Annotated in this window: 25 protein-coding genes; 16 read left to right on the forward strand and 9 right to left on the reverse strand. The window is 46.7% G+C overall.

Annotated features, from left to right (window positions below; translation table 11 throughout):
- Positions 1-68: 68 nt before the first annotated feature.
- Complete coding sequence (locus NYE29_RS09990) at positions 69-1,169, reverse strand: HD-GYP domain-containing protein (RefSeq protein ID WP_038584306.1); 1,101 nt, start codon at positions 1,167-1,169, stop codon at positions 69-71.
- A gap of 238 nt (positions 1,170-1,407) precedes the next feature.
- Entirely contained in the window at positions 1,408-3,960 is a 2,553-nt protein-coding gene (gene gyrA / locus NYE29_RS09995; RefSeq protein ID WP_038584303.1) for a DNA gyrase subunit A, read from the reverse strand.
- Between the two features lie 387 nt (positions 3,961-4,347).
- On the opposite strand from gyrA, the gene NYE29_RS10000 reads away from it, so the two are divergent.
- Positions 4,348-5,202, forward strand: coding sequence for a YheC/YheD family protein (locus NYE29_RS10000; protein ID WP_038584301.1), 855 nt, complete (start codon positions 4,348-4,350; stop codon positions 5,200-5,202).
- Positions 5,203-5,333: 131 nt separating this feature from the next.
- Here NYE29_RS10000 and gyrB read toward each other — a convergent pair whose 3' ends face one another.
- From gyrB to dnaA, 6 genes are all read right to left on the reverse strand, one after another.
- On the reverse strand, positions 5,334-7,244 hold the full coding sequence (gene gyrB / locus NYE29_RS10005) for a DNA topoisomerase (ATP-hydrolyzing) subunit B (protein ID WP_038584297.1): 1,911 nt from the start codon (positions 7,242-7,244) through the stop codon (positions 5,334-5,336).
- A 45-nt stretch (positions 7,245-7,289) separates the two neighbouring features.
- A complete protein-coding gene (gene remB, locus NYE29_RS10010) occupies positions 7,290-7,538 on the reverse strand; it encodes an extracellular matrix regulator RemB (protein WP_076114400.1) in 249 nt (82 codons plus the stop codon).
- A 16-nt stretch (positions 7,539-7,554) separates the two neighbouring features.
- Positions 7,555-8,673 (reverse strand): DNA replication/repair protein RecF, encoded by a 1,119-nt coding sequence (recF, locus tag NYE29_RS10015; protein WP_038584292.1) that lies wholly within the window; start codon positions 8,671-8,673, stop codon positions 7,555-7,557.
- A gap of 23 nt (positions 8,674-8,696) precedes the next feature.
- A complete protein-coding gene (gene yaaA, locus NYE29_RS10020) occupies positions 8,697-8,924 on the reverse strand; it encodes a S4 domain-containing protein YaaA (protein WP_340895739.1) in 228 nt (75 codons plus the stop codon).
- Between the two features lie 49 nt (positions 8,925-8,973).
- Positions 8,974-10,116, reverse strand: a complete 1,143-nt coding sequence (gene dnaN, locus NYE29_RS10025; RefSeq protein ID WP_076114399.1) for a DNA polymerase III subunit beta — start codon at positions 10,114-10,116, stop codon at positions 8,974-8,976.
- A 196-nt stretch (positions 10,117-10,312) separates the two neighbouring features.
- Positions 10,313-11,659 (reverse strand): chromosomal replication initiator protein DnaA, encoded by a 1,347-nt coding sequence (gene dnaA / locus NYE29_RS10030; RefSeq protein WP_076114398.1) that lies wholly within the window; start codon positions 11,657-11,659, stop codon positions 10,313-10,315.
- 674 nt (positions 11,660-12,333) lie between these two features.
- Between dnaA and rpmH the strand changes: the two genes are divergently transcribed.
- From rpmH to NYE29_RS10090, 12 genes are all read left to right on the forward strand, one after another.
- Positions 12,334-12,468: a 50S ribosomal protein L34 gene (gene rpmH / locus NYE29_RS10035; protein ID WP_019914530.1), complete on the forward strand. Its 135-nt coding sequence runs from the start codon at positions 12,334-12,336 to the stop codon at positions 12,466-12,468.
- A 335-nt stretch (positions 12,469-12,803) separates the two neighbouring features.
- Positions 12,804-13,154, forward strand: coding sequence for a ribonuclease P protein component (gene rnpA, locus NYE29_RS10040; protein ID WP_038598273.1), 351 nt, complete (start codon positions 12,804-12,806; stop codon positions 13,152-13,154).
- Between the two features lie 75 nt (positions 13,155-13,229).
- Positions 13,230-14,117 (forward strand): YidC/Oxa1 family membrane protein insertase, encoded by an 888-nt coding sequence (locus NYE29_RS10045; RefSeq protein WP_340895743.1) that lies wholly within the window; start codon positions 13,230-13,232, stop codon positions 14,115-14,117.
- Positions 14,114-14,848: an RNA-binding cell elongation regulator Jag/EloR gene (gene jag / locus NYE29_RS10050; protein ID WP_038598268.1), complete on the forward strand. Its 735-nt coding sequence runs from the start codon at positions 14,114-14,116 to the stop codon at positions 14,846-14,848. Before NYE29_RS10045 ends, jag begins: the two co-directional genes overlap by 4 nt.
- Positions 14,849-14,946: 98 nt before the next feature.
- On the forward strand, positions 14,947-16,323 hold the full coding sequence (mnmE, locus tag NYE29_RS10055; protein WP_340899676.1) for a tRNA uridine-5-carboxymethylaminomethyl(34) synthesis GTPase MnmE: 1,377 nt from the start codon (positions 14,947-14,949) through the stop codon (positions 16,321-16,323).
- 94 nt (positions 16,324-16,417) lie between these two features.
- Entirely contained in the window at positions 16,418-18,304 is a 1,887-nt protein-coding gene (mnmG, locus tag NYE29_RS10060; RefSeq protein ID WP_340895745.1) for a tRNA uridine-5-carboxymethylaminomethyl(34) synthesis enzyme MnmG, read from the forward strand.
- A 3-nt stretch (positions 18,305-18,307) separates the two neighbouring features.
- On the forward strand, positions 18,308-19,030 hold the full coding sequence (gene rsmG, locus NYE29_RS10065) for a 16S rRNA (guanine(527)-N(7))-methyltransferase RsmG (RefSeq protein WP_340895747.1): 723 nt from the start codon (positions 18,308-18,310) through the stop codon (positions 19,028-19,030).
- A gap of 387 nt (positions 19,031-19,417) precedes the next feature.
- Positions 19,418-20,233, forward strand: a complete 816-nt coding sequence (noc, locus tag NYE29_RS10070) for a nucleoid occlusion protein (protein WP_340899678.1) — start codon at positions 19,418-19,420, stop codon at positions 20,231-20,233.
- Between the two features lie 212 nt (positions 20,234-20,445).
- Positions 20,446-21,207: a ParA family protein gene (locus NYE29_RS10075; RefSeq protein WP_038598260.1), complete on the forward strand. Its 762-nt coding sequence runs from the start codon at positions 20,446-20,448 to the stop codon at positions 21,205-21,207.
- Positions 21,200-22,042, forward strand: a complete 843-nt coding sequence (locus tag NYE29_RS10080) for a ParB/RepB/Spo0J family partition protein (protein ID WP_340895750.1) — start codon at positions 21,200-21,202, stop codon at positions 22,040-22,042. The genes NYE29_RS10075 and NYE29_RS10080 overlap by 8 nt, the downstream gene beginning before the upstream one ends.
- Positions 22,043-22,136: 94 nt before the next feature.
- The gene (locus NYE29_RS10085) at positions 22,137-23,300 is read left to right on the forward strand and encodes an aminotransferase class V-fold PLP-dependent enzyme (protein WP_340899679.1); all 1,164 of its coding nucleotides are present in this window, start codon (positions 22,137-22,139) and stop codon (positions 23,298-23,300) included.
- Between the two features lie 20 nt (positions 23,301-23,320).
- Positions 23,321-23,821 (forward strand): DUF4446 family protein, encoded by a 501-nt coding sequence (locus NYE29_RS10090; protein WP_038598258.1) that lies wholly within the window; start codon positions 23,321-23,323, stop codon positions 23,819-23,821.
- Here NYE29_RS10090 and yyaC read toward each other — a convergent pair.
- Complete coding sequence (gene yyaC / locus NYE29_RS10095) at positions 23,793-24,401, reverse strand: spore protease YyaC (protein WP_340895751.1); 609 nt, start codon at positions 24,399-24,401, stop codon at positions 23,793-23,795. The genes NYE29_RS10090 and yyaC overlap by 29 nt on opposite strands.
- Positions 24,402-24,553: 152 nt before the next feature.
- Between yyaC and NYE29_RS10100 the strand changes: the two genes are divergently transcribed.
- Genes NYE29_RS10100 through NYE29_RS10110 form a run of 3 tightly spaced genes read left to right on the forward strand, consistent with a single transcriptional unit; the run spans position 24,554 to position 26,059 of the window.
- Positions 24,554-24,829, forward strand: coding sequence for a DUF3343 domain-containing protein (locus NYE29_RS10100; RefSeq protein ID WP_340895752.1), 276 nt, complete (start codon positions 24,554-24,556; stop codon positions 24,827-24,829).
- Entirely contained in the window at positions 24,822-25,853 is a 1,032-nt protein-coding gene (locus NYE29_RS10105; protein WP_445322160.1) for a mechanosensitive ion channel family protein, read from the forward strand. Before NYE29_RS10100 ends, NYE29_RS10105 begins: the two co-directional genes overlap by 8 nt.
- The gene (locus NYE29_RS10110) at positions 25,853-26,059 is read left to right on the forward strand and encodes a DUF951 domain-containing protein (RefSeq protein WP_038598254.1); all 207 of its coding nucleotides are present in this window, start codon (positions 25,853-25,855) and stop codon (positions 26,057-26,059) included. Before NYE29_RS10105 ends, NYE29_RS10110 begins: the two co-directional genes overlap by 1 nt.
- The last annotated feature ends 29 nt before the right edge of the window (positions 26,060-26,088 follow it).

The following is a 26,088-nucleotide window of genomic DNA, read 5'->3' on the forward strand; positions in this document are numbered from 1 at the left end:
CGCCCCCTACTGCAAAAGCACCAGCATAAAGGGCGATAACAAAGCTTTCATTGGACTCATCCCTTGGGTTAGGCAATGATCTCCTGAATGTATAGCTCACGTTCCATCATCAGGTTGACGATTTTTCCCTCCACCTGCACCATAGGGCGGGTAGGATTGCTGCGGTCTGTAAAGATAATCTCTCCATGACGCCCGTCGCTTAATCGTATTCTTGTGCCATTATAGAGATCTGTTGTTTTCTGAATAAAGGTTTGAACGATAACCGGATCCAGCTTACCGAAGCTTTCGGTCTGTAGCTGCTCCAATACCAGATAAGGCGACTGAGCCTTTCTGTAAGCCTTCTCCAGGGTCATGGCGTGAAAGATATCAGCCACAGCAACGATCTTGGCGTAGACATGAATCTGGCTGCCCTCCAGATGGAGCGGATAACCAGTACCGTCTATTTTTTCGTGATGCTGAAGTGCCGCAAGTCTAACCCCTTCGTTAATAGCTGTAACATTTCTCAGCAGCTGGTATCCATAAGTGGTATGTCTGCGGACTTCTTCTAATTCCGCTCCATTCAGCGGGGTCGGCTTGTGCAGCAGTGCCCCATCTACTTTAACGTTACCGATATCATGCAGCAAACCGGCAAATGCAGCCTGCATCCAATCTTTCTGCGGATATCCGCACCACTGGGCGATTTTATAACAGGTTAATGCCGACAGCACTGCATTGTGATAGTTATAATCTTCATCATGCAGAATCCGTGGAGCAAACTTCAAGACATGATAATCTTTTAAATTGCCGATCAATGCTTCCAACTGACTGCGTAATTCAAAAATGGGTATCGAGGCAGCAGCAACAGAACGGTAGCTCTGCTTAATCAAAATCAGCATCTTCTCATATTCATCATGTAAAGAGGAATTGCTTTTGGCCAGCACTGACTCATTAATGAGTGTTCCTGCCTTGACTGGCAACGTCTTCGCGGCTGCTTTAACATTTTCAGCAGGTACGGCCTCTCCCTGGTTGCCTTCAATCTCCACCTGTTGAATTAAAAAAGCCTGCAGAATCTCAACGTCGCGTGGCAGTATTATTTTTCCCTTGGGAAATAATACTCCTCCTAAAGGGGTAACTACATCTTTAATAACTTTTGAACCTGGTTTAACTTCTGCTACGGATATATTTGGCATCCACTCAGCCCCTCTACTTCATGACACTTGCGCTCAGGAATGCTGCTCTATATAGAGACTGAACATTACCGGCTAACTGGTGTGCCGCCAGGCAGCACCGGAGTATTTGATTCTCTAATTATAGTATGGATAGTTGCAAGCGGCTAGATAGTGTATCGGCAATCCATAAAAATTATATTAGAAAGCAAAAAAAGAGCACAGGCTTCTTATAAGAAACCTGTGCTCTCTTTATAGGGTGCTATTCGAGAATATCCTCGTCATTGCCGGCGTCCATTTCAGGCTCAGCGGCTTCAGTAGTTTCAGCAGTTTCATCTATTGCTGTAACCTGGCCCTCTTCGCCGTCCTCGAGCTCGGACAATTCGTCTTCCTCATTCTTATCGGCTCTGCAAAGGGTAGCTACTGCATCATCCTCACGGATATTAATCAGCTTAACGCCCTGCGCATAACGGCCCATGGTAGAGATCCCATCCATACTCGTACGAATCAAGGTCCCGCTCGTTGTAATGATCATCAGGTCTTCGTCTTTCTTAACAACCTTCAAGCCAACAACCGGTCCATTCTTATCCGTAAGATTAATGGTCTTGATCCCCTTACCGCCACGGGTTTGTGAACGATAGTCGCTGGCAGGTGTACGCTTGCCGTAACCCTTAGTCGTTACGATCAACACCTCAAGCTCCTTGTCCACGCAGTCCATTCCGATCACATGGTCATTGTCGTCCAAGTTAATCCCTTTGACCCCTGTTGCACTGCGGCCCATAGAACGTACATCGTTCTCGGAGAAGGTAATCGACATGCCGCGGGCAGTACCGATAATCAGATTCTGCTCTCCGTCTGTCAGCTTAACTTCGATCAAGGAGTCTTCCTCACGAAGATTAATGGCAATCAATCCGCCTTTGCGGATGTTGTTATAATCTTCAAGCGGCGTTTTCTTCACGATCCCTTCGCGGGTAGCAAAGAACAGGTATTTGTCGCTATCCGCTTCCTCTACCTGGATAACTGCACTGATCTTCTCACCCTGTTCAATTTGAATCAGGTTGATAATCGGCGTCCCCCGTGCAGTACGTCCGAGCTCAGGAATCTCATACGCCTTGATCCGGTAAACTTTGCCCTTATCGGTAAAGAACATGAGGTAATTATGGGAATTACTCACGAAGAGATGCTCCACGAAATCCTCATCCTTGGTATCCATCCCGATCACACCGCGGCCTCCACGCTTCTGGCTGCGATACGTGCTCACCGGCAGACGTTTGATATAACCGGTATGCGTAATCGTAATGACAACCTCTTCACGCGGGATCAGATCCTCGTCAAGAATGCTTTCTTCGCCGACCGTGATTTCAGTGCGGCGGTCATCCGAAAATTTATCACGGATTTCCTGAAGCTCGTTGCTGATGATATCCAGCACGAGATGCTCATTGGCCAGAATTTCCTTATACTCGGCAATCTTGACTAGCAATTCATTATACTCGTTCTCAATTTTTTCCCGTTCCAATCCGGTCAGGCGCTGCATCCGCATATCGAGAATTGCTTGAGCCTGCTCAATACTGAGGCTGAATGTTTCCATCAAGCCTTCACGGGCGATATCCGTCGTACGAGAAGCCCTGATCAGCGCAATAACCTCATCCAGATGATCCAGTGCAACACGCAGACCTTCCAGAATATGCGCCCGTGCCTCAGCCTTCTTCAGATCAAAGATCGTCCGCCGGCGGATAACTTCGATTTGATGCTGTAAGTAGTGATACAGCACGTCGCGAAGATTCAGGATCTTCGGCTCGTTGCCTACAATAGCCAGCATATTGATACCGAATGTAGATTGCATGGCAGTATGTTTGTACAAGTTATTGAGTACGACACTTGGATTGACATCACGCCGCATCTCAATTACAACGCGCATACCGTTACGGTCGGACTCATCACGAAGATCGGTTATTCCCTCGATCCGTTTCTCACGTACCAATTCTGCAATCTTTTCAACCAATCTCGCTTTGTTGACCTGATAAGGCAGTTCATGCACAATGATCCGCGCTTTACCATTGTTCTCCTCAATGGTTGCTTTAGCACGCATCGTAACCGATCCGCGTCCTGTGCGGTAAGCTTGGCGAATACCTTCACGGCCCAAAATATAGCCCGCTGTAGGGAAATCCGGCCCTTGAATATATTCCATAAGCTCCATAGGTGTGATCTCTGGATTCTTGATCATCGCCTGTACGCCATCAATGACTTCACCCAGATTATGCGGAGGAATGTTGGTAGCCATCCCTACAGCGATCCCGGATACCCCGTTAACGAGCAGGTTAGGATAACGCGCAGGCAAAACTACAGGTTCATTCTCTTCACCATCATAGTTAGGTGCGAAATCAACTGTTTCCTTGTTGAGATCGCGAAGCATCTCTCCGGCGATTTTGGACAGGCGTGCCTCGGTATACCGCATTGCTGCCGCCATATCTCCGTCAATGGAACCGAAGTTCCCATGACCGTCTACGAGCATGTAGCGCATGGAGAAATCCTGCGCCATCCGTACCATCGTCTCATAAACAGCGGAGTCCCCGTGAGGATGATACTTACCGATAACCTCACCGACGATTCTCGCTGACTTCTTGTGAGGTTTATCCGGAGACATTCCAAGTTCCGACATCGCAAACAAAATGCGTCGGTGAACAGGCTTGAGTCCGTCCCGCACATCTGGCAAAGCCCGGCTTACAATGATGCTCATTGCGTAATCCATAAAGGATTCGCGCATTTCCTCACCAATGTCCCGATCTTTGATTTGCGGGTTATTTTGTTCAGCCATGAGTTGCTGGACCTCCTTCAGTTAAAAACCGCTACCCTTTATTATATTACTTTCACAAAAGCAGCACAATTAAACACTATAGATTTATATCTTCTATATTCATTTCTTTTGGCACAGTCAGGGGTAAATGCCCTTTCCGCCAATGTCTTCGTTACATAGACTGTAAAGACAAGAAGATTGGTTATATGGCCCTGGTTTTGTCCAAAATGACATAACCCCATATCCTTATATTATAACATTGTTTAGTTAGCTTGTCCTAAAATTTCAGCTTTCCAGATTCATCATTCAGATCAACCCACAAAACTTTAAGTTTATGCTTTCGAAGCAAGTTTTGTACGAGGAGAATTCAATGCTGTTACGCTCACAAAACTTTTAAGGAGGAAGATAATGAGGATTCAACGGGTCTCCAGCAAATGGGCAAAAACTAAAGTTATCCTGCAAAACCGCCTACTGGCAATCTTCATCCCGGAAACACGAAAGTACAGTTTGGCCGCTCTTAACGAATTGCTCGGAACCTACGGGACGGTATATATAAAACCTGACCGCGGGACTTATGGGAATGGTGTGATGCGAGCCGAGCAGCGTACGGTGAATTTAAGTCCCAGCGGACAGCAGCCGGTCAACAGAGATTACGGTACTGGAAGCAGTGAAGCCGCGGTTGAACAAAAAATAATGTATATCTTGCGCCATGGTTTGGAGGCAGAAGCATTCTCCACAACGGAGGAGCTGCATAATGCTTTGAAGCCGAAGATTAAAGGACGCTCCTACTTAATCCAACAGGGAATTGATTTGCTCCGGCATGCTGACCGCCCGTTTGATTTGCGGGTACTGACGCAAAAAAGACCGGATGGAGGGTGGGAAACAACCGGAATGCTGGGCAGAGTGGCCGCTCCGCAAAAGATTGTGACCAATTATCATAACGGGGGAAGTGTCTTTACCGTCAATGCGTTGTTTAAAGAACATATGGGTCCGGCAGAGATGGCATCCACGCTTCAGTCGTTAAAATCCCTGGGTGTAAAAATCGCCATGCAGCTTGAAACAGCCTACCCTGGTCTTAAAGAGATCGGGCTTGATATTGCCCTGGATCAGCATCATGATGTATGGCTGCTTGAAGTGAACACCCTTCCCTCCATTATTGCCTTTAAATTAATTCACGACAAATCTATTTATCGCAAAATTCATCGTTATGCTGTGGCGTATGGACGGTTAAAGAGAAGAAAAACAGCAGTCTCCCGCCGGTAACCCCTCTCCTGAGCAAAAGACTACCCTAACCGAAAGAACCTCCGGCTTCTATTCGCCAAGGAATAGGAAACTGGAGGTTCTTTGCTAGGAACATATGCTAGGTCTGTATGAGGACCGGTGTGCGCATATGATTAAATATCAAGGTTCCGAACCGATTTTGCATGCTCTTGAATGAATTCATATCTTGGCTGCACATTATCTCCCATAAGTGTATCAAAGATACTGTCAGCTAATATTGCATCATCAATCGTTACCTGCAGCATCATGCGACTCTCAGGATCCATGGTGGTATCCCAAAGCTGGGTGGCGTTCATTTCTCCCAGACCTTTGTAGCGCTGAACATTTACCTTAACATTCTCACCAAAGGTAGCAATGATCTCATCGCGTTCTCTCTCACTTTGAGCATAGCGGATGACTTTGTTGCGCTCAATTTTGAACAGCGGCGGCTGGGCGATATAAATATAGCCAGCTTCGATAATCTTCCGCATGTAGCGGTAGAAGAAGGTCAACAGCAGAGTCCGGATATGGGCTCCGTCGACGTCCGCATCAGTCATAATAACAACCTTGTGATAACGCGCCTTGGACAGATCAAAGTCCTCGCTGATCCCGGTTCCCAGAGCAGTAATAATCGCCCGGATTTCGGCATTGGATAGGATACGGTCAAGCCGTGCTTTCTCTACGTTCAGGATTTTACCGCGCAGCGGCAGAATCGCCTGGAAGTGACGGTCCCGGCCCTGCTTGGCTGATCCACCGGCAGAGTCACCTTCGACGATATACAGCTCACTGATCGAAGCATCCTTGGATGAGCAGTCTGCCAGCTTACCCGGCAAGGCACTGACTTCAAGAGCGCTCTTGCGGCGGGTCAGTTCACGGGCTTTGCGGGCAGCCTCACGGGCACGTGAAGCCTGCAGTGACTTCTCCAGCACCCGCCGGGAAACCGCAGGGTTCTCTTCCAGGAATTCCTGCAGCTTCTCACCGAACAAGGATTCTACAATCCCGCGGACTTCACTGTTGCCGAGCTTGGTCTTCGTTTGCCCTTCGAATTGCGGCTCAGGAATTTTCACGGAAATAATCGCCGTCAATCCTTCACGAACGTCATCTCCGGTCAGGTTGTTGCTGCTGTCCTTGATCACGCCGGTTTTGCGGGCATAATCATTGATGATCCGTGTCAATGCACTCTTAAAGCCGGATTCATGCGTTCCGCCTTCATGCGTATTGATATTGTTGGCAAAAGAGTAAATGTTCTCTGTGTACGAATCGTTATATTGCAGAGCTACTTCAACCGCAATCATATCCCGTGAGCCTTCCACGTAGATCGGATCCTCATGAAGTGCCTCTTTTTTCTCGTTCAAATATTTCACATATTCCACGATACCGCCATCGTATTTGAAGGTATTGGAAACGCCAGTCCGTTCATCCAGCAATGAAAGCTCGATTCCCTTGTTAAGGAACGCCAGCTCGCGGATACGGGTAAGAAGCGTGTTGTATTCGAAGACTGTCGTTTCGGTGAAAATCTCCGAATCCGGATGAAAGGTTGTAGTGGTACCCGTCTCGTCGGAATCTCCGATAATCTTGATATCATATTGCGGTGCACCGCGTCTGTATTCCTGCTGGTAGACGTGGCCGTCACGTTTGACGGTTACAACTACCTTCTCGGATAATGCGTTCACAACCGATATCCCTACACCGTGAAGACCGCCCGAAACCTTATATCCGCCACCGCCGAATTTACCACCTGCATGCAGGACAGTCATTACAACCTCAAGCGTCGATTTCTTCAGCTTCACGTTCTCACCGACAGGGATACCCCGTCCGTTATCAATAACGGTCACACTGTTATCCTCATGAATAATCACTTGAATCCGGTCGCAAAAACCTGCCAGCGCCTCATCGATACTATTATCGACGACCTCCCAAACCAAATGATGCAGACCTTTAGCGCTAGTGGAGCCAATGTACATGCCGGGACGTTTCCGAACAGCTTCCAGCCCTTCCAGTACCTGAATCTGGCTCTCATCATATGTCGGTTGATTCATTGACATGCCTTCACCTACTTCTTTCTGATTATCTCTTGTAACCTGAAAAGCTTATATTTCCAACAAGATTTTGGCTCTTTTTTTTAGAGTGGAGGAGGAAATAGGGGAGTAGTACACAGTATTTTTGGTCACGACAATGGACTTCGCTTCCTCTTCACCGATTCGTTCCAGTTTTTTATCCTGCTGGGAATGAACAATGAACTGCTTCGACACCTTCGAGGATTTCTCAATCGATATATCAAATATAGCAATCAGCTCTGAGGATCGAATAATCTTTTCTCCGCCCAAATGAATATACATTCTCTTCCTCCGCTCTTTATAACTCCACTTTTCCATCATGAACATGGTATAGGCTTGCGCCTTTTAATTTATCGGCACTTAAACTTTCCACACCGGTGGCAGTGATGAAGGTTTGTACCTTGCTTTGAAAGGTTTCTATAAGCTGAGTCTGGCGGTAAGGGTCAAGCTCGGACAAAACATCATCAAGAAGCAGCACAGGATACTCCCCGATTTCTTCATGGATCAGCTCGATTTCCGCCAGCTTGAGCGATAAAGCTGCCGTGCGCTGCTGCCCCTGAGAACCGTAGACCTGAGCTTCTCTTCCGTTGATAAAAAAGGACAGGTCATCCCGATGGGGACCCGTCAGCGTCATGCCGCGCCTAATTTCCTGATCTCTTGTTTGTGATAACTTTAACATAAATTTGTCTAATAAGACAGCTTCATCTTCCTCGTCACGCTCGCCGAAAGAGGGGACGTACAGCAATTTCAGCTCTTCCCCGCCGTTCGTAATGCCCCGGTGAATGCTTTCTGCCCAGATTTGCAGCTTCTTTATGAATTGTTTCCTTTTTTTGACGATTTTAACACCATGCTCTATAAGTTGGGCATCCCATATTTCCAACAGCTCCTTGCCTGCTGCTTCTTTGCCCCATAGCTGCTTCAGCAGATTGCCTCTTTGCAGGAGCACCTTCTGGTATTGCTGCAGATGGAAAAGATAACTTGGCTGTACCTGGCCAATCTCCATATCAAGAAACCGGCGCCGTATTCCAGGTGTCCCTTTGACGATCTCCAAATCTTCCGGAGCGAACATCACCACGTTGAGCGATCCGACGAATTCACTGAGCCGGCGCTGTTCCAGCCCGTTGATTCTGGCTTTTTTGCCTTGGGCGGACAAGGTCAGCTCCAGCTTCAAGTCGCCATATTTACGTTCCACCTCGGCAACAATTTGCGCGGATCCTCCGGGAGCATCGAAAGAAATGAGTTCCCGGTCCTTCGAGGTACGGTGGCTCTTGGTCATCGCCAGGACGAACAGAGCCTCCATGAGGTTTGTTTTGCCCTGGGCATTCTGACCGAGAATCAGGTTCACATCGCCCAGGCTCTCCAGACGCAGCAGCCCGTAGTTACGGTAATGCTGCAGACCGATATTTTTAACAAACACGAACCTCTGCCTCCTTGGGTGAACTACTCTTTTATTCCGCCGCCTTCAATCTCGAATGCGCCGTTGTCCTGAACCTCTATTCTATCACCCGGATAAAGCTTTCTGCCACGTCGTTCTTCTTTTTCTCCGTTAACCTTCACGTAACCTTCCTGCAGCAGCGCCTTCGCCATACCGCCTGTGGATACGCAATCCGAAAGCTTTAAGAACTGATCCAGCTTAATATATCCACTGTGGATAAGTATTTTTTTCATGTTTTTTATCCTTCCCACCACTTATCCACAGGTCCGTGAACAGCGGCGTTTAATTTGTTGTTCGGTACGGCAGAATGACATACAAACTGCGGCTGTCATCCAGCGGTTTAAGAATAATCGGACTCATCATACCGGTGAAGGCGATGACGAGCTGCTCGCTTTCGACAACTTTCAGGACATCGAGCATATATTTGGAGTTGAAGGAGATTTTGAGCGGTTCGCCTTTGAAATCAAGCACTTCAAGTTCTTCACGGACCTTTCCCAGCTCTGACGAGCTGGAAGAGATCTCAACATCGCCGTTCTCCAGTGTCTGCATACGCACAATGTTTGTTTTTTCTTCACGGGACAGCAAATAAGCGCGGTCAATCGATTCGCTGAGTTTTTTTGTATCCAAAGTTAGTTCTGTTTTGTAGTTGGTCGGAATAATTCTAGAAGTATCCGGATAAATTCCATCCAGAATCCGCGAATAGAACAGCACTTTGTCGATTTTGAAGAGCACCTGATTATCGGCCACGACAATATCCACCAGCATATTCTGGTCCGGTATGATTTTGCTTAGCTCATTCAGCGTTTTGCCCGCAATGACAATGTTGGCGAATTGGACACTCTCGGTCCCTTCCAGATGTGCAGCTCTTGTGGCCAGACGGTGGCGGTCGGTAGCTGTAAATTTAAATTCGTTCTCACTCAGATTCCACAGAATCCCTGTCAGAATCGGCGTTGTCTCTTGGGTGGAGATGGAGAAAGCGGTTTGTTTAATCATATTTTTCAGCAAATCACCTGGAATTGAGATCGTTTCGTTCTCCTCGATGCTCGGCAGCACTGGGAATTCCTCGGGGTCAAGACCTACGATCTGAATTTCCGTGGAGCCGGAAGAGATATAGGTTTGAAAGCCCTCTTTGACTTCCATGTGGATTTCTTTGGAGGGAAGCTTCTTGATGATCTCGACGAAAAACTTGGCTGGAAGCACAACGCTGCCTGGCTGTTCCACTTTTACGATGGTATGGCTATCATTCTCTGCAGGTATGAAGGACTGGATGGAAATGTCCGTATCACTTGCAGTCAGGGTAACGCCTTGGTGGCTTACCTCCAGCTTAATGCCGGTCAGAATGGGGATCGTGGTTCTGCTGGAGATTGCCTTGGATACGTGCCCGATTGATTCGTTGAGTTCATTTTTAAGAATGCTGATTTTCATGATTTCACTCCTAGCTGAAAAATTGGGAAATAGGTGTACGTAATTCCTCTTCGAAACCTGCTCTTAGAAGATGAATTATTATAGTTATTTAATAGTATTAGTAGTAGGGGCGCCGTTTATGTGGATAACCCCGGAAACAGCATAAAATTAAGCCTATCCACATGTGTATAGATTGTGCATAGGCTCTTTGTTCCTCTTAGGAAGGATTTTTAATTTTCTCCGCAAGATTATTTACCACTTTGTACAACTCCTGGTCTACCTTTAATTGCTGCGTAATCTTCTCATGGGCATGTATAACTGTCGTATGGTCACGTCCCCCGAAAGCTTCTCCGATTTTGGGAAGCGAATAATCCGTTAATTCACGGGAGAGATACATAGCGATTTGACGTGGAAAAGCTACGGCTTTGGTGCGTTTGCGCGCCTTGAAATCTTCCATGCGCAAATTGTAATATTCGCCGACCTTTTGCTGAATATCATTCATGGTGATCATCTTCGGCCGGCTGGAAGGGATGATATCCTTCAGTGCTTCGGCTGCCAGATGAGTGGTTACGTCCTGGTTGGTAAGCGATGAATAGGCAACAACCCGGATCAAAGCGCCCTCAAGCTCGCGAATGTTCGTATCGATCTGGTTGGCGATGTACATCATGGCCTCATTGGGGATATCCAGGTTCTCCGCCTTGGCTTTTTTGCGCAAAATGGCAATCCGCGTCTCCAGATCAGGCGGTTGAATATCGGTAATGAGTCCCCATTCAAAACGGGAACGAAGCCGTTCTTCCAGAGTGGGAATTTCCTTTGGGGGACGGTCGCTGGAGATAATAATTTGCTTGCGTTCTTCATGAAGAGCGTTAAACGTATGGAAAAATTCCTCCTGCGTTGACTCTTTGCCGGCCAGGAATTGAATATCGTCAATCAGCAGAATGTCAACGTTGCGGTATTTGTTACGGAAGCTTTCACCGCGGTTGTCACGGATGGAGTTGATGAATTCATTCGTGAATTTCTCGGACGAGATGTAGATAACCTTATTGTTAGGGTTATGTTCCAGGACGTAGTGTCCGATGGCATGCATTAGATGAGTCTTCCCGAGACCCACCCCACCGTACAAAAACAAGGGGTTATACGCTTTGGCAGGCGCTTCCGCTACAGCCAGAGAGGCTGCATGCGCAAACCGGTTGCCGGAGCCGATAACGAACGTATCGAAAGTGTATTTGGGATTAAGCAAATGAGTCTGCGCTTCTTCACGCGATACTGCGGGAGAAGGCGTCATCTGCTGGATTACAGGCTCTATGGGCTTGTTCTCCTCAATCACAAATTTGACGTCAACCTGTTGTCCGGTAACTTCATAAACCGTAGCTCCTACCAATTTGGTGTAACGACTTTCCAGCCATTCTACGGCAAACGTTGTAGGTGCCGAGATGATAATGGCGTGCTGGCTAAGAGTTAATGCCTTCGTAGCCTTAAACCATGTATCGAAGCTCGGTTTGCTTAATTTGGTTTGAATAATCGATAATATTTGCTGCCATAATTCGGAAGTATGGCTGTCCACAGACTGTCACTCCTTTAAATCTTCCAAATGTGGCATCAGCCATGAAGTGGAAATGTCGAAGAAAATGGGTTAGTGCTGAATCTTATCCCCAATATGCAATATCAAGAGACAAAAAAATATGGATAAATTTGAATTGTTCACAACTTTATCCACAGCTTGTTGATAATATATAGAACAAACAAATCTATTCACATTCAAAAGTAATACCATCATAGCAAATGCCCCCTTACTTTTCAATGAGCGACACCATTTTATCCACAAATTCAAGCACTTGTGTATAATTTTTAAGAACAACACTACATATTGTTGATAATTTGTTTACCGTTCGACAGTTTCCGTCATGACTTCGATTTTTTATACACAGGTTGTGCGCATGTGTGATTAGTCGACTTCATTTTTTGCGCACAGGTGGATAACTGTAAAACGCTGTGGATTAAATTTTTGGATCGGTGGATTGTGGATAAGCGGATTTAGATGAGGGGGAGTAAGGTTGGAGAGACAAGGTTGACTTTTTCGCACATTATGTGTTTAAATATATAAAGGTGTTTTCTGTGAGGATATGTCTTCAAATTATAATGACAATACTTGTAGATACTGTCCCTACTCAAAAGAGCGGCTTAGTCCGTTTCTGCTAATATGACAGTAATTAAGTTCCTGTAAGGGAGGTGCAATACATGAGACCGACGTTCAAACCGAATGTGAGCAAACGCAAGAAGGTGCATGGTTTCCGCAAAAGAATGAGCACGAAAAACGGCCGCAAAGTGCTGGCAGCCCGCCGCTTGAAAGGCAGAAAAGTTTTGAGTGCGTAAGTTAGGCCACTTAAGGACCACTGCGGTGGTCCTTTTTTAAATATAAGGGGGCTGGACAGGTGGATCATCTGATTCGCTTCCTTATATAGCCTGAGAAACGGATATCGCCCTTTATAATGGAGGAGGTTCCGTTTTTCACGAGTGCATGAATATTTGTTAAGCTCTGCAGAGGATGTTGGCTACACTTTGCGGGGCTTTTTAATGTATGCGGATGTAAATGAAGGAATAAGCCATATGTCCGGACTCAACCGTTTATGGCGGCAGCCGGATGACTATACTAATTAGAAGAAAAATTCCGGAGCTCATCGTGTCCGGTCTTTGAATAGGAGATTCCCGTGCACAAAAGATTACGATTACGAAACCGTGCCGACTTCAGTCGCGTATATCGCCATGGGAAGTCATTTGCGAATCATCAATTTGTAGTGTATTGGTTCAGCAGAAAAGAGGTGGAGCGGTTCCGGTTGGGTGTGTCGGTTAGCAAAAAGGTCGGAAACGCCGTTGTCCGTAACCGGATGAGACGACTGGTGAAGGAAATTATCCGTCATCATGAACCGGAAATTGCCGGCGGGCTGGACATGGTCTTCATCGTTCGTAAAGGAGCACTTTCCATGGATTACGCCGAGCTGGAGAAAAGTGCGCTTCATGTGCTGCGCAAAGCCAAGCTGCTCAAGGCTTCACGCAAGTAAGGGGCTTGTTTATTTGTATTCATAATTATGGTATGATTTACGGTGCAATGGAATGTTTATGAGAGGGGTTTTGAAGTGTCTCTATTGAAGACTAGACGAGGAAAACAATTTCTTCTCCTCGGCCTAATGGTACTGATGATTGCTGTTCTGTCAGGGTGCGCTCCATCATCAGCGGTTACGCACACTACGGAGGATTTGAAGAACGGAAGCTTTTGGCAAAGTAATGTCGTTTATTATTTCGCCATAGCGCTCGATACTTTCGCAAAATGGTTTGATGGACAGTATGGACTAGCCGTACTTGTAATGGTTTTGATCGTCCGCACGTTAATTTTGCCGCTTACCATGAAGCAGGTAAGGAGCTCGCGTGCGATGCAGGCCATTCAACCGGAACTCCAAAAGATCCAGAAAAAATATAAAGATCAGCCTGAAAAAGTACAGCAAGAAACGATGCGCCTGTTCCAGGAGAATAAGGTGAATCCGATTTCCGGCTGTCTGCCGCTGATTGTGCAAATGCCGATTTTTATCGCTCTATACAACTCGATCTATTACAACCCTGCTCTGCGGGAGCATTCGTTCTTGTGGCTCCAGCTCGGTAAACCCGATCATCTGTTCATCCTGCCGTTGCTGGCTGCCGCTACTACATTCCTGCAGACCAGAATGATGACCAAGATGAATCCGGTTCAACAGCAGGGCCCTATGCAGTTCATGATGATGGTATATCCGGTTCTGATTTTCATCATGTCCTACAATTTCCCTTCAGCACTTCCACTGTACTGGTTCTACAGTAACCTTTACACCATTATTCAGAACTACTTCTTATACCGCAACAACGATAAGACCAAATTGGCTGTTGCAGGTGCCGGCAGCAGCAGTGAAGTTAACCTTGTGAAGAGCAAGAATCCTGCTTCCGCTACGAAAAGCAATGGAAGCAAAGGATCGAAGGGGGCCAAAAAGTCAAAATGAGCAAAATCGTCGCAACAGGGAAAACCATTGAAGAAGCTGTAGAACGGGGACTTAACCAGCTTGGAGTTCAAAAGGACCGGGTCACGGTCAACGTACTTGAACAGCCGTCAAGAGGATTCCTTGGATTGATCGGTGCGAAGGATGCCAAGGTTGAATTAACCTTAATTGCCGAGGCCGCACCGGCATCAGCGGCGAGTGCTCCGTCAATGCCTCAGCAGTCATCTAGAGAGAGCAAACAGGAGGCTGTCGGCGGCGTGCCGCGCCAAGATTCCGGACAACCGGTGGAGGAAGCATACCAAGAAGCCGTTCATTTCATCGTGGATGTCGCCAAGAGTATGGGGCTTGAGGTAGAAGTGGAAATCGTTCATACAAAGGAATCGACCATTCTGCAAATTTCCGGTCCGGATCTGGGGCTGCTGATCGGCAGAAGAGGACAAACTCTCGATGCTTTGCAGTATTTGGCTAATATTGTGGCCAACCGTTATTCTGACAGTTTCATCCGGCTGGTGCTGGATGCGGAGAATTTCCGCGAACGCCGCAAAAAGACATTGGAAGAACTGGCTGACCGGCTTGCGGGACGGGTAGTTCGAACCCGTAAAGAGGTCGTGCTGGAGCCGATGTCACCGCAGGAACGGAAGATTATACATGCCAGGCTGCAGGATCACCGGCAGGTCAACACCCTTAGTAAGGGCGAAGAACCGAATCGCCGTGTCGTTATAACATTGAAGTAGAGACTAATATTGCCGCAATGACTCCTTGACCAATGTAAGGGGTCATTGCTTTTTTTAAAATAGAAGAAAGTATAGATTATATCGAGGTGAATAACAGCATGCTTAGTGACACCATTGCTGCCGTATCGACGGCATTAGGCGAAGGGGGAATTGCGATCATCCGGGTGAGCGGCCCACAGGCCATCTCCCAGGTCGCACCCTTATTCCGCAGCCGGGTTCCGCTGACCGAAGCGGAATCACATACCGTTCATTACGGCCATATTATAAGTCCGGCTGACGGAGAACGAATGGAAGAAGTGCTGGTAACTGTGATGAAGGGACCGCGTTCTTTTACAACAGAGGATGTAGTGGAGATCAGTGCCCATGGCGGGGTGATTTCGGTCAGAAGAGTGATGGATCTGCTGTTACAGCAGGATATCCGATTGGCTGAGCCGGGTGAATTCACCAAGCGTGCTTTTTTGGGCGGACGAATTGACCTTTCCCAGGCAGAAGCGGTGATTGATTTGATCCGTTCCAAGTCGGACCGGGCTTTTTCCGTTGCGCTGAAGCAGGTTAGCGGTTCTTTGTCCCAGCGTATTCACTCCCTGCGCCATACCCTTATCGAGACGCTGGCGCATATTGAAGTGAATATTGATTATCCCGAACATGATGTGGAATCCTTAACCGCCGAGTTTATTAAAGACAAGAGCAGTGAAGTAATGGACGGCATTAATAAGCTGCTCAAGACTGCTAATGAAGGTAAAATTTTGCGTGAAGGCATTACGACAGCTATTGTGGGCCGTCCCAATGTCGGTAAATCATCCCTGCTGAACGCACTGGCCCGCGATAACAAAGCGATTGTAACGGATATTCCAGGAACAACGCGTGATGTTATAGAGGAATTTGTAACGATTAATAATATACCGTTGAAGCTGCTGGATACAGCAGGTATTCGTGAAACCATGGATGTGGTGGAAAAAATCGGGGTAGAGCGTTCCAAAGCAGCTTTTAGTGATGCTGACCTGATTCTGCTGGTGCTGAATGCAAATGAAGAGCTGCATGAAGATGAGCTGGAACTTATGGAACAAATCCACGGTAGACAAGCCTTGGTCATCATGAATAAAATGGACTTACCAGCACGCCTGGATAAAGCCAAGCTGCACGAATATTTTAGCGAGGACAGCATTGTCCCAATGTCGGTACTGGAAGAGGAAGGCCTGGATAAACTGGAAGAAGCTATTTCGGAGCTCTTTTTTGGCGGCAAGCTGGAATCGGGCGATTTGACCTATGTAAGTAATGTACGCCATATCGCACTGCTCAAAAAAGCGCATAGGTCGCTTCAGGATGCGTACGAGGCTGCGGAGATGCATATTCCAATTGATATGATCCAGATCGATGTAAGGTTGGCTTGGGAGCAGCTTGGAGAAATTATCGGGGATACTGCTGCTGATTCTCTGCTGGATCAAATTTTCTCGCAATTCTGTTTAGGCAAATAACATGCTTCTTGCGAATGATTCATTACTGAGTTATTGCAGATCATGTTCATCATATTACTGCGATTGAAACGCAGCCTTTGGGGAGGAACAAGACATGAGTTATGAAGGAGGCAGCTATGACGTTGTTGTCATAGGCGCCGGACATGCCGGTTGCGAGGCTGCTCTGGCGGCTGCACGCATGGGCTGCAATACGTTGATGATTACGATAAACCTGGATATGGTGGCGTTCATGCCCTGCAATCCGTCCATTGGCGGACCAGCCAAGGGCCATGTAGTGCGCGAAATTGATGCCCTCGGCGGTGAAATGGGCCGCAACATTGATAAGACATACATTCAATTGCGTATGCTTAATACAGGTAAAGGACCCGCAGTCCATGCCTTGCGCGCGCAAGCGGATAAATTCCTGTATCAGCATGCGATGAAGGAAACGATGGAGAAAACCCCTAACCTAACGTTGCGCCAGGGCATGGTGGAGGAGCTTATCGTTGAAGACGGCCGCTGTGTGGGTGTAATTACGAAGACAGGTACGGCGTACCGCAGCAAGACGGTTATTCTGACGACTGGAACTTATTTGCGGGGCAAAGTGATAATGGGTGAGCTGACATATGAGAGCGGGCCGAATAATCAGCAGCCTTCAGTACGGTTGTCCGAAAATTTGCGTGAGCTTGGTTTTGATCTGGTGCGCTTTAAGACGGGGACACCGCCACGTGTGCATAAGGATACGATTGATTTTTCCAAAACGGAAATTCAGCCGGGTGACGACAAACCCAAGTTCTTCTCATTTGAAACGAAGTCGTCGCAGAATGAGCAGCTTCCTTGCTGGCTCACCTATACCTCTGAAGTGACTCATCAGATCATTAATGACAATCTTCACCGGGCGCCGATGTTTACTGGAATTATTGAAGGAACAGGACCCCGTTATTGCCCTTCTATAGAAGATAAAGTTGTCCGTTTCAGCGATAAATCCAAACACCAGATATTCCTTGAACCGGAAGGGAAAAACACATCGGAATACTATGTACAAGGACTTTCCACCAGTCTTCCTGAAGATGTTCAGCTGGCGGTTCTCCGTTCGATTCCAGGGATGGAAAAGGTCGAAATGATGCGTAATGGTTATGCGATTGAATATGATGCCATGGTTCCTACACAGTTATGGCCTTCACTGGAAACCAAACGTTTGCCTGGGCTGTTCACTGCCGGTCAAATCAATGGAACCTCCGGCTATGAAGAGGCAGCAGGGCAGGGGGTTATGGCAGGTATTAATGCAGCGCGGAAAGTTCAGGATAAAGAACCGGTTGTACTTGATCGGTCACAAGGTTATATTGGCGTACTGATTGATGATCTGGTGACCAAAGGAACTAATGAACCATATCGTCTGCTTACCTCGCGTGCGGAATACCGTCTGCTGCTTCGCCATGATAATGCTGACCTGCGTCTGACGCCTATCGGACATGATATTGGTCTGATCCCAGAGCAGCGGTATGCGGCTTTTCTGGATAAAAAAGAGCGTGTTGAACGTGAAATCGTCCGGCTCCAGGAAACTAAGGTGAAACCAGTGGAGGTCAATGATGCGCTTGCGGGTTATGAGTCTGCCCCAATCGTAGATGGAAGCAACATGCTTACCCTGATGCGCCGCCCTGAGCTTACGTATAGTTTCGTGGACCAGGTTTCTCCTTCTCCTGAAGCACTGGACGAAGAGATGAAGGAGCAGGTTGAAATACAGATTAAATATGCCGGATATATCGAGAAACAGCTGCAGCATGTGGAAAAACTGCAAAAGATGGAGAAGAAGAAGATTCCTGAGAGTATCAACTATAATGAAATTCATGGATTGGCAATGGAAGCGCGGCAGAAGCTGACTAAGATTGCTCCAATCTCAATCGGGCAGGCTTCGCGGATAGCTGGGGTAACACCAGCGGATATTTCGATTCTTCTTGTACATTTGGAGCATTTCAATCGTGTGACGGCAGCGAAAGGATAATCTATGGATAATACTGTAGCACAGTTTACGGCTCTACTTCAGGAACAGGGAATCAAGCTGAACCCGGAGCAGCTTAAGCAATTTGAGCTTTATTATCAGGAACTGGTTTCCTGGAATGAAAAAATGAATCTCACCGGAATTACTGAACGGGATCAAGTATATACCAAACACTTTTATGATTCCCTTTCACTTGCTTTCTATTTAAAGATGGATGATGCGAAAAGCTTGGCTGATATCGGATCAGGAGCCGGCTTCCCAGGGATTCCGCTTAAGATTTGTTTCCCGCATTTGAAGCTGACAATTGTTGATTCACTAAGCAAACGAATTTCCTTTCTCCAACATGTATGCGATACACTGGAATTACAAAATGTTCAATTGATTCATGGCCGGGCAGAGGATGTCTCCCGACAATTTGTTCATCGCGATGCCTATGATATAGTTACGGCCCGGGCGGTTGCCCGTTTATCCCTGTTGAATGAATTCTGTCTTCCTTTTACGAAAAAAGAGGGTGTGTTTGCAGCAATGAAGGGCAGTGATCCTGCTGAGGAACTAAAGGAGGCGAAGTTTAGTTTCAAGGAGCTTCGCGCTGAATTGCAAAAGGTTGAATCCTTCAGTTTACCCGTAGAGGAATCTGCCAGACATATCGTTATTATTCGCAAGACAGGAGCCACACCAGCAAAATATCCGCGTAAAGCGGGAATACCGGCCAAGTCTCCTTTGATCTGATTGTTTCACGTGAAACATCGTGTAAGAGAATAAATGTTGTAAAGATCAAGTCCTTATTCCTTAGGGCTTGATCTTTTTTTATGTTTCTTCATAGCTTTATTCGTGGCATACATTGCAGGAAAAATAGGTCCATATGGAGAATAGGATTATGAGCGAAAAAGTGATAGAATAATATAGTAAGACTTTTAGGAAGGGTTGCACTCCCGATTTTGCAGAATTTTCATCTGGAAAGAGATTTTTGCGCCGGGAACCGCCACCGAAAGAACTGCAATATCTTTTGGAATGAAATCAATAGAAGCTTTCTTTTTGCTGTACGATACGATAAGTTTTTCGCTAGGCAGGGTCAAGGCGATCGTACTATAACGAAATTAGGTGGTAATGAACGGAATGAAAGAACAATTCACCAAGCTTTTTGGATTTACCGAGCGGAGCAGCGGAGAAGAGATCAAACAAATCCCGGTTCATGAGGTCATCAGCAGTCCTTATCAGCCACGGACTATTTTTGATGACGACAAGATAGACGAGCTCTGTCAGACTATCAAAACTCACGGTGTGATCCAGCCTATTGTCGTGCGGATGCGCGATTCCCAGTATGAGATTATCGCAGGTGAACGTCGCTGGCGGGCTGTGAAAAAGCTTGGTCTGGAGACAATTCCGGCTATTGTTCGTGAGTTCAATGACTCACAGGCAGCATCTATTGCCTTAATCGAGAATTTGCAGCGTGAAGGTTTGACCTCAATTGAAGAAGCTGTCGCTTATCAGAAATTGATTGATCTTCACCAATTGACTCAAGAAAGCTTGGCCCAGCGTCTCGGTAAAAGCCAGTCAACAATCGCGAATAAAATCCGCTTGCTGCAATTACCTGAACAGGTTAAAACTGCACTTATGGAGCGCCAAATTACAGAACGGCATGCCCGTTCCTTATTATCTCTAGACAGTGTGGAAATGCAGTTGAAGGTGCTTGCGGAGATTATTTCTAAGGGCTTAAATGTTAAGCAGACAGAGGCAAGGATTGCATTTTATAAAGCTGTGAATCAAACCAAAAAATCCAAACGGGTTTCCTATACAAAGGATGTCCGGCTCGCTCTAAATACAATTCGTCAATCCATAGATATGGTATCAGGTTCTGGAATGGAGATTAAAACCTCGGAAAATGACCGCGGTGACCATTACGAGATCGTGATTCAAATCCCAAAAAGATAATTCGTTTTAAAAGCTGAAGGCGGCCCTGAGGTGATTGGCCGCCTTTTCTGTGACTTGGACCGGAGTATATCACATAAGACAGAAATGAAATGATATTTGTCTATTTGTCTATATTTCTCGCAAAAAGTGATGCCGTATTCAATTTACGATTACGCCGTAAAACAACTCACGACCTACAAGATGATTCTTCCTAACAATTCGAGGTGAAATAAGTGTCCAAGATTATTGCCATAGCAAATCAAAAAGGTGGAGTCGGTAAAACGACAACCTCTGTGAACCTTGGTGCCGGTATGGCTACTTTAGGGAAAAGAGTGCTTCTTGTCGATATTGATCCGCAAGGCAACACTACAAGCGGCGTTGGCGTCAACAAAGCGGATGTAGCAAATTGCATTTATGATATCCTTATTAATGAAGTGAATCCTCAGGAAACGATATTGGAAACACAAATTGAGGGGCTTCATATTATCCCGGCAACGATTCAATTGGCGGGTGCGGAGATTGAATTGGTATCTACAATTTCCAGAGAACTGAAGCTGAAGAAGGCGCTTAATGCGGTGAAGAGCAATTATGATTATATTATCATTGATTGTCCTCCATCATTGGGCATCCTTACCATTAATTCGCTGACGGCTGCGGATTCAGTGATTATTCCTATCCAGTGTGAATATTATGCCCTTGAAGGATTAAGCCAGCTGCTTAACACTGTACGGCTCGTGCAAAAGAACCTCAACCCCCATTTAAAGATTGAAGGGGTATTGTTAACCATGCTTGATGCCCGGACTAATCTGGGGATCCAAGTCATTGAAGAAGTGAAAAAGTACTTCCAGGAAAAGGTTTACAAAACGATCATTCCACGTAATGTACGATTGAGTGAAGCGCCTTCCCATGGGCAATCCATTATTACTTATGATACCCGTTCCAAAGGAGCGGAAGTGTACTTAGAGTTGGCAAAGGAAGTGATCTCTTATGAGTAAGCGTTTAGGGAAAGGTCTCGATGCGTTAATTCCATCCTTGTCTATTAATGAAGACGATAAGGTCGTGGAGATACCTTTAGGACAATTGCGCGCTAACCCTTATCAGCCCCGTAAGGACTTTAATGAGGAAGCCATACAGGAGTTGGCTGAATCCATAAGACAACATGGTGTAATCCAACCGATTATTGTTCGCGCTGTGCTAAAAGGTTATGAAATCATCGCTGGTGAACGCAGATTCCGAGCTTCACAATATTGTGGAAAAGCAACCATTCCTGCTGTTGTGCGAAGTCTTAGCGACCAGCAAGTTATGGAAATTGCCCTGATTGAAAATTTGCAGCGGGAGAATTTAAACGCGATGGAAATCGCAGTTGCTTATCAAGGGCTAATGGATCAATTTTCGCTTACCCAAGAGGAGCTTTCCCTGAAGGTAGGTAAATCAAGATCGCATATCGCTAATTTTTTACGACTGTTGACATTGCCGGAAGAAGTGAAGGAATATGTTTCACGTGGAACAATTTCCATGGGACATGCTCGGGCAATCGTTGCCTTGAAAGATCCGGAGACGGTGAAACAGTTAGCGGATCAATGTGTGGAACAGCAGTGGAATGTCAGACAGTTAGAAGAGGTCGTAAAGAACCTGGACCGTAAACCTGCCAATGGCATAAAAGCAAAAGTTGTTAAACGTGATCCATACATTGATAATGTTGAGGAAGGATTGCGCGAGCGATTCAAAACAACAGTGAAGATTAAACAAGGTAAAGAAAAAGGGAAAATTGAAATCAATTATTACAGTGCCCAAGACCTGGAAAGACTACTGGAACTATTGGGAAACTGATTTGGATATCTGTGCCCGAAAACATATCCTGAGATATCCTTTAGCGGATATGGAGGGGTGTGTTTTTTAAATGAAAAAAAGTGAGGGCGGAGAGATGGAAGAATTGGTTTATTTAGATCATGCGGCAACTTCATGGCCTAAGCCCCCTGAGGTGGCTGCCGCGATGCTGGATGCCCTGCAACACTCCGGCGCGAATGCCGGCCGTGGCAATCACTCACTGGCCATTGGGACAGGCAGGGTGCTGGTGAGAGCACGAAGCATGCTTGCTGAACTTTTTTCTATCTCCAACGCTCAGGATATTGCCTTTACCCACAATACAACAATGGGGCTAAATATGGCCATTAAGGGTACACTTCAACGGGGGGATCATGTCATCTCAACGATGACGGAACATAATTCCGTTCGTAGGCCGCTGGAGTATTTGCGCCGGACTTTAGAAGTGGAAATAGATTATTTGCGCGTCGATTCTAAAGGTCAAGTTGATTTGTTGGAACTTCAAAAATCATTAAGACGAAATACTAAAATGGTGATCTGCAATCATAGTTCCAATCTGCTGGGCAGTATTCTACCAATCGGAGAAATTGGCGACATCGCAAAGTCTCACGGGGCGGTGTTTCTGGTGGATGCTGCGCAAAGTGCCGGGACGCTGGGAATAGATGTAGCCCAAATGAATATTGATTTGCTTGCATTTCCTGGTCATAAAGGGCTGCTTGGACCGCAGGGGACAGGAGGGCTATATATTGCTCCAAACCTTGATTTAGAGCCTTTGATGCATGGAGGGACAGGCAGCCAGTCTGAAATCAGTGAGCAGCCTACTGTTCGGCCTGACCGGTATGAAGCGGGGACACAGAACGCTGTGGGGATAGCCGGGCTGCTTGCAGGCTTGAAAAAGATAAAGTCTTTAGGCCCGGCGAATATTCACGGGCAGGAATGGTTGCTGACACAGAAACTAATGGAAGGCTTGTCCGGCATTCCTGGTATGAGGTTGCTTGGGCCTGGAATTGGTGTTTCGCGCAGCGGAATTGTTTCGTTTACAATAGAAGGGCAGGAGTCGGCAGAGATTGCACATCGGCTGGACCGGGAGTATAACATTGCTGTGCGTGCCGGTATGCACTGTACTCCGTTAGCCCATAAAGCGGCGGAGACACTAGAGAGCGGTGCTGTACGGGCAAGTGTAGGAGTCAGCTCCACAGAACATGATATAAACAGAATGCTGGTCGCCATGGAGGAACTATATGGCTTTGCCCGCAGCAGATAAATACGAAGGATGGTCCATATATGTCAGAATTAAATCAGTTAATAAATGAGCAATTATCTTGGTTTGTTATTGCGTTCACCGTTGTGGTTATAATAATGGCTATAGTGTTGATTCTTCAGGGTAGCAAGCTTGGCAAGATGCGGCGCAGATATGAAACGATGATGAGCGGTAGTGGTGTGGAAGATCTGGAAAGCTTGTTAATTGATCTTAAGAATCAAGGCGATATGCTGGAAGAGGAGCAGAAGGAGCACAAGGCTTTGATTGAAGCTGCTCAGGCTAAAATGCGCGGCATGAAGTCAAAAATGGCCATGAAGCGATATAATGCCTTCGGTGAGCGCGGAAATGACCTGAGCTTTTCGCTGGCAATAGTGGATGATAATCGCAGCGGAATTGTGCTCACCAGTCTTCATAATCGTGAGAACTCTTATATCTATTCCAAACCGCTTGAAGCGGGAGAATCCCAATATCCTTTGTCTCCGGAAGAGAAGGAAGTTATTGCTCTCGCGTTGCAGCAGATTTAGCATGGAGATTCCACTGTTTCAAGGCAGAATAGAGGCTGACAGCAATAATATCAGATAACCGCATTACAAGGCTCAATCTTGTGTTTTGTAATACGAAGTACTCCATAAATCCGCCTACATTAACGATGCCAGTCAGATGGATATCGCCAACAGGGGGGAGTTGCTTGTTAACGCCGGCTCCGGGCTTTAAAGGTCCATCCACGACCTGAATACAGCCGACACTCGTAGAATGTCCCAGGCAGGCATCAATACCAATGATAAAAGGGTTATTATACTTCTCTCGGATGAGGGTAAGTGTTTCTTCCAGATTAACGGCATGCACAGGCTCGTCCAGTGTTCCATACAGGTGGAACAGAGGGCTGTGAAACCGCGCCAGGGCTGTTCCAACCAGCGGCCCAAGTGAATCTCCGGTTGAACGGTCTGTGCCTATACAGACGATTACAATTGGTGTATCGGGCCGGGTGCGGGAAAAATGAAAAAGCAGACGGTGGGTAATAGCAGAATAGATATCGGGATCGGCATGTGATATTTTTAAACAGGATGGTTCTTGCAGTGGTGCAGCTTTAGAAGAAGAATTCATATAATCTTCCTTTCTGAGGGGACTCTACGAAAATATCAGCAGGCTTGTCTTTCAGTTGAAAGGTTGCTGATGATCCTAGTATATGGATGAAAGAGATTTTTTATACTACAGGGGCAAGAGATAGGACGTTTAACCCAGAGGGAGGCGTGGAGATGGAGGAAGAGCTGCTGATTGCTTTTGATTCTACGCAGCAGGCGCTGCGCGCCGAAATGCTGCTGGAATACGCGGAAATCGAAATTGATATCTTCCCGACTCCCAAAGAAATTACAGCAGGCTGTGCAATGTCTATTCAGTTCTTTCGGGGAGCAATCGGTGAAGTCCGGAAGATTATAGCGGAGCAGGACGTTGAAATCCGCGGGATTTATGGCAAGGACAATGAAGGAAGAGGTTATACACTTATCACGGAAGGGGAGGGAGTAGATGAATAAGTGGATGTTGAATGCAGAGAAACCTACAGATCCATTGAAAGCTGCATATACTCTTAGTGATAAGGTGTGGGAGTTTTTCACCAACACGGAAATGTGGGCCAATGTACTGTTTTCTGGCTTGCGGATTCTTATCATCTTCATTCTGACCCGGGTCATTATAAAAGTGGTATCCAAGATCATTGACCGTTCAATGGAACAGGAAACCCGTGGCAGAATACTGGTGAACAGCCGCCGGTTCTCAACCGTTGGGGGACTGCTGAAGAATGTGGTTACGTTTATCTGTAATTTTGTAATGATCATGATAATTCTCGCTGAATTTAATTTTAATTTGGGCCCGCTGCTGGCAGGAGCCGGGGTAGTGGGGCTTGCTGTTGGTTTTGGAGCCCAGAGTTTGGTCAAAGATGTAATTACCGGATTCTTCATCATTTTTGAGGATCAGTTCGCGGTAGGTGATGTAATCCAGACCGGTACTTATAAAGGGACTGTAGAGATGATCGGTCTCAGAACGACAAGACTGCTGAGCACTACCGGTGAGGTTCATATCATCCCGAATGGTACCATTATCAATGTGACCAACTATTCCCTTGCCAACGCTTTAGCGGTGGTGGATGTTCCGGTGAAAATAGAGCGGGGGCTTGAAGGCACTCTTTCATTGATTGGTGAAGCGCTTGTGGGAATCGAGGAACGTAATTCAAATGTACTCGCGTACCCGAATATACTGGGTATTCAGTCCATGAGCACTTCAGAATATGTGATTCGTGTAGCGGCGAACTGTCTCCCTAACGCCAGAGAATCGGCAGAACGGCAGATCCAGAGCGATATCAAACAGGCGCTGGAGAAGCAGACTAGTCTGGAGGCGGCTAAGGCCGAGCAGGAAGCGCGTGAACTGGCGGAGCGCGAGGCTCGGGCAGCGGAAGCCGAGGCGCTTGAAACGGCACGCAGAGGCCGGGAAACCGAGGGGAATAACCCGAGAAGGCAAGTCGCTGCGGCTCAGGAAAGAGAAGGCGAAGAGGGGGAAGAGTGATGGAACGTAAGGTTTTCCAGTTGGGTGATGTTGTGCAGATGAAGAAGCCGCATCCTTGCGGGACTAATGAAATGGAGATTATCCGCATGGGTATGGACATCCGCATTAAGTGCATCGGCTGCCAGCATAGTGTCCTGATTCCCCGTGCAAAGTTCGAGAAGAACATGAAAAAGGTTCTGCGTGCAGCGGAAAGCGGACTTGAATAATTAAGCTTGCAAAGCAAGCTGCATCATGA

Source organism: Paenibacillus sp. FSL M7-1046 (genome assembly GCF_038007405.1).
Taxonomy (GTDB): domain Bacteria; phylum Bacillota; class Bacilli; order Paenibacillales; family Paenibacillaceae; genus Paenibacillus_AQ.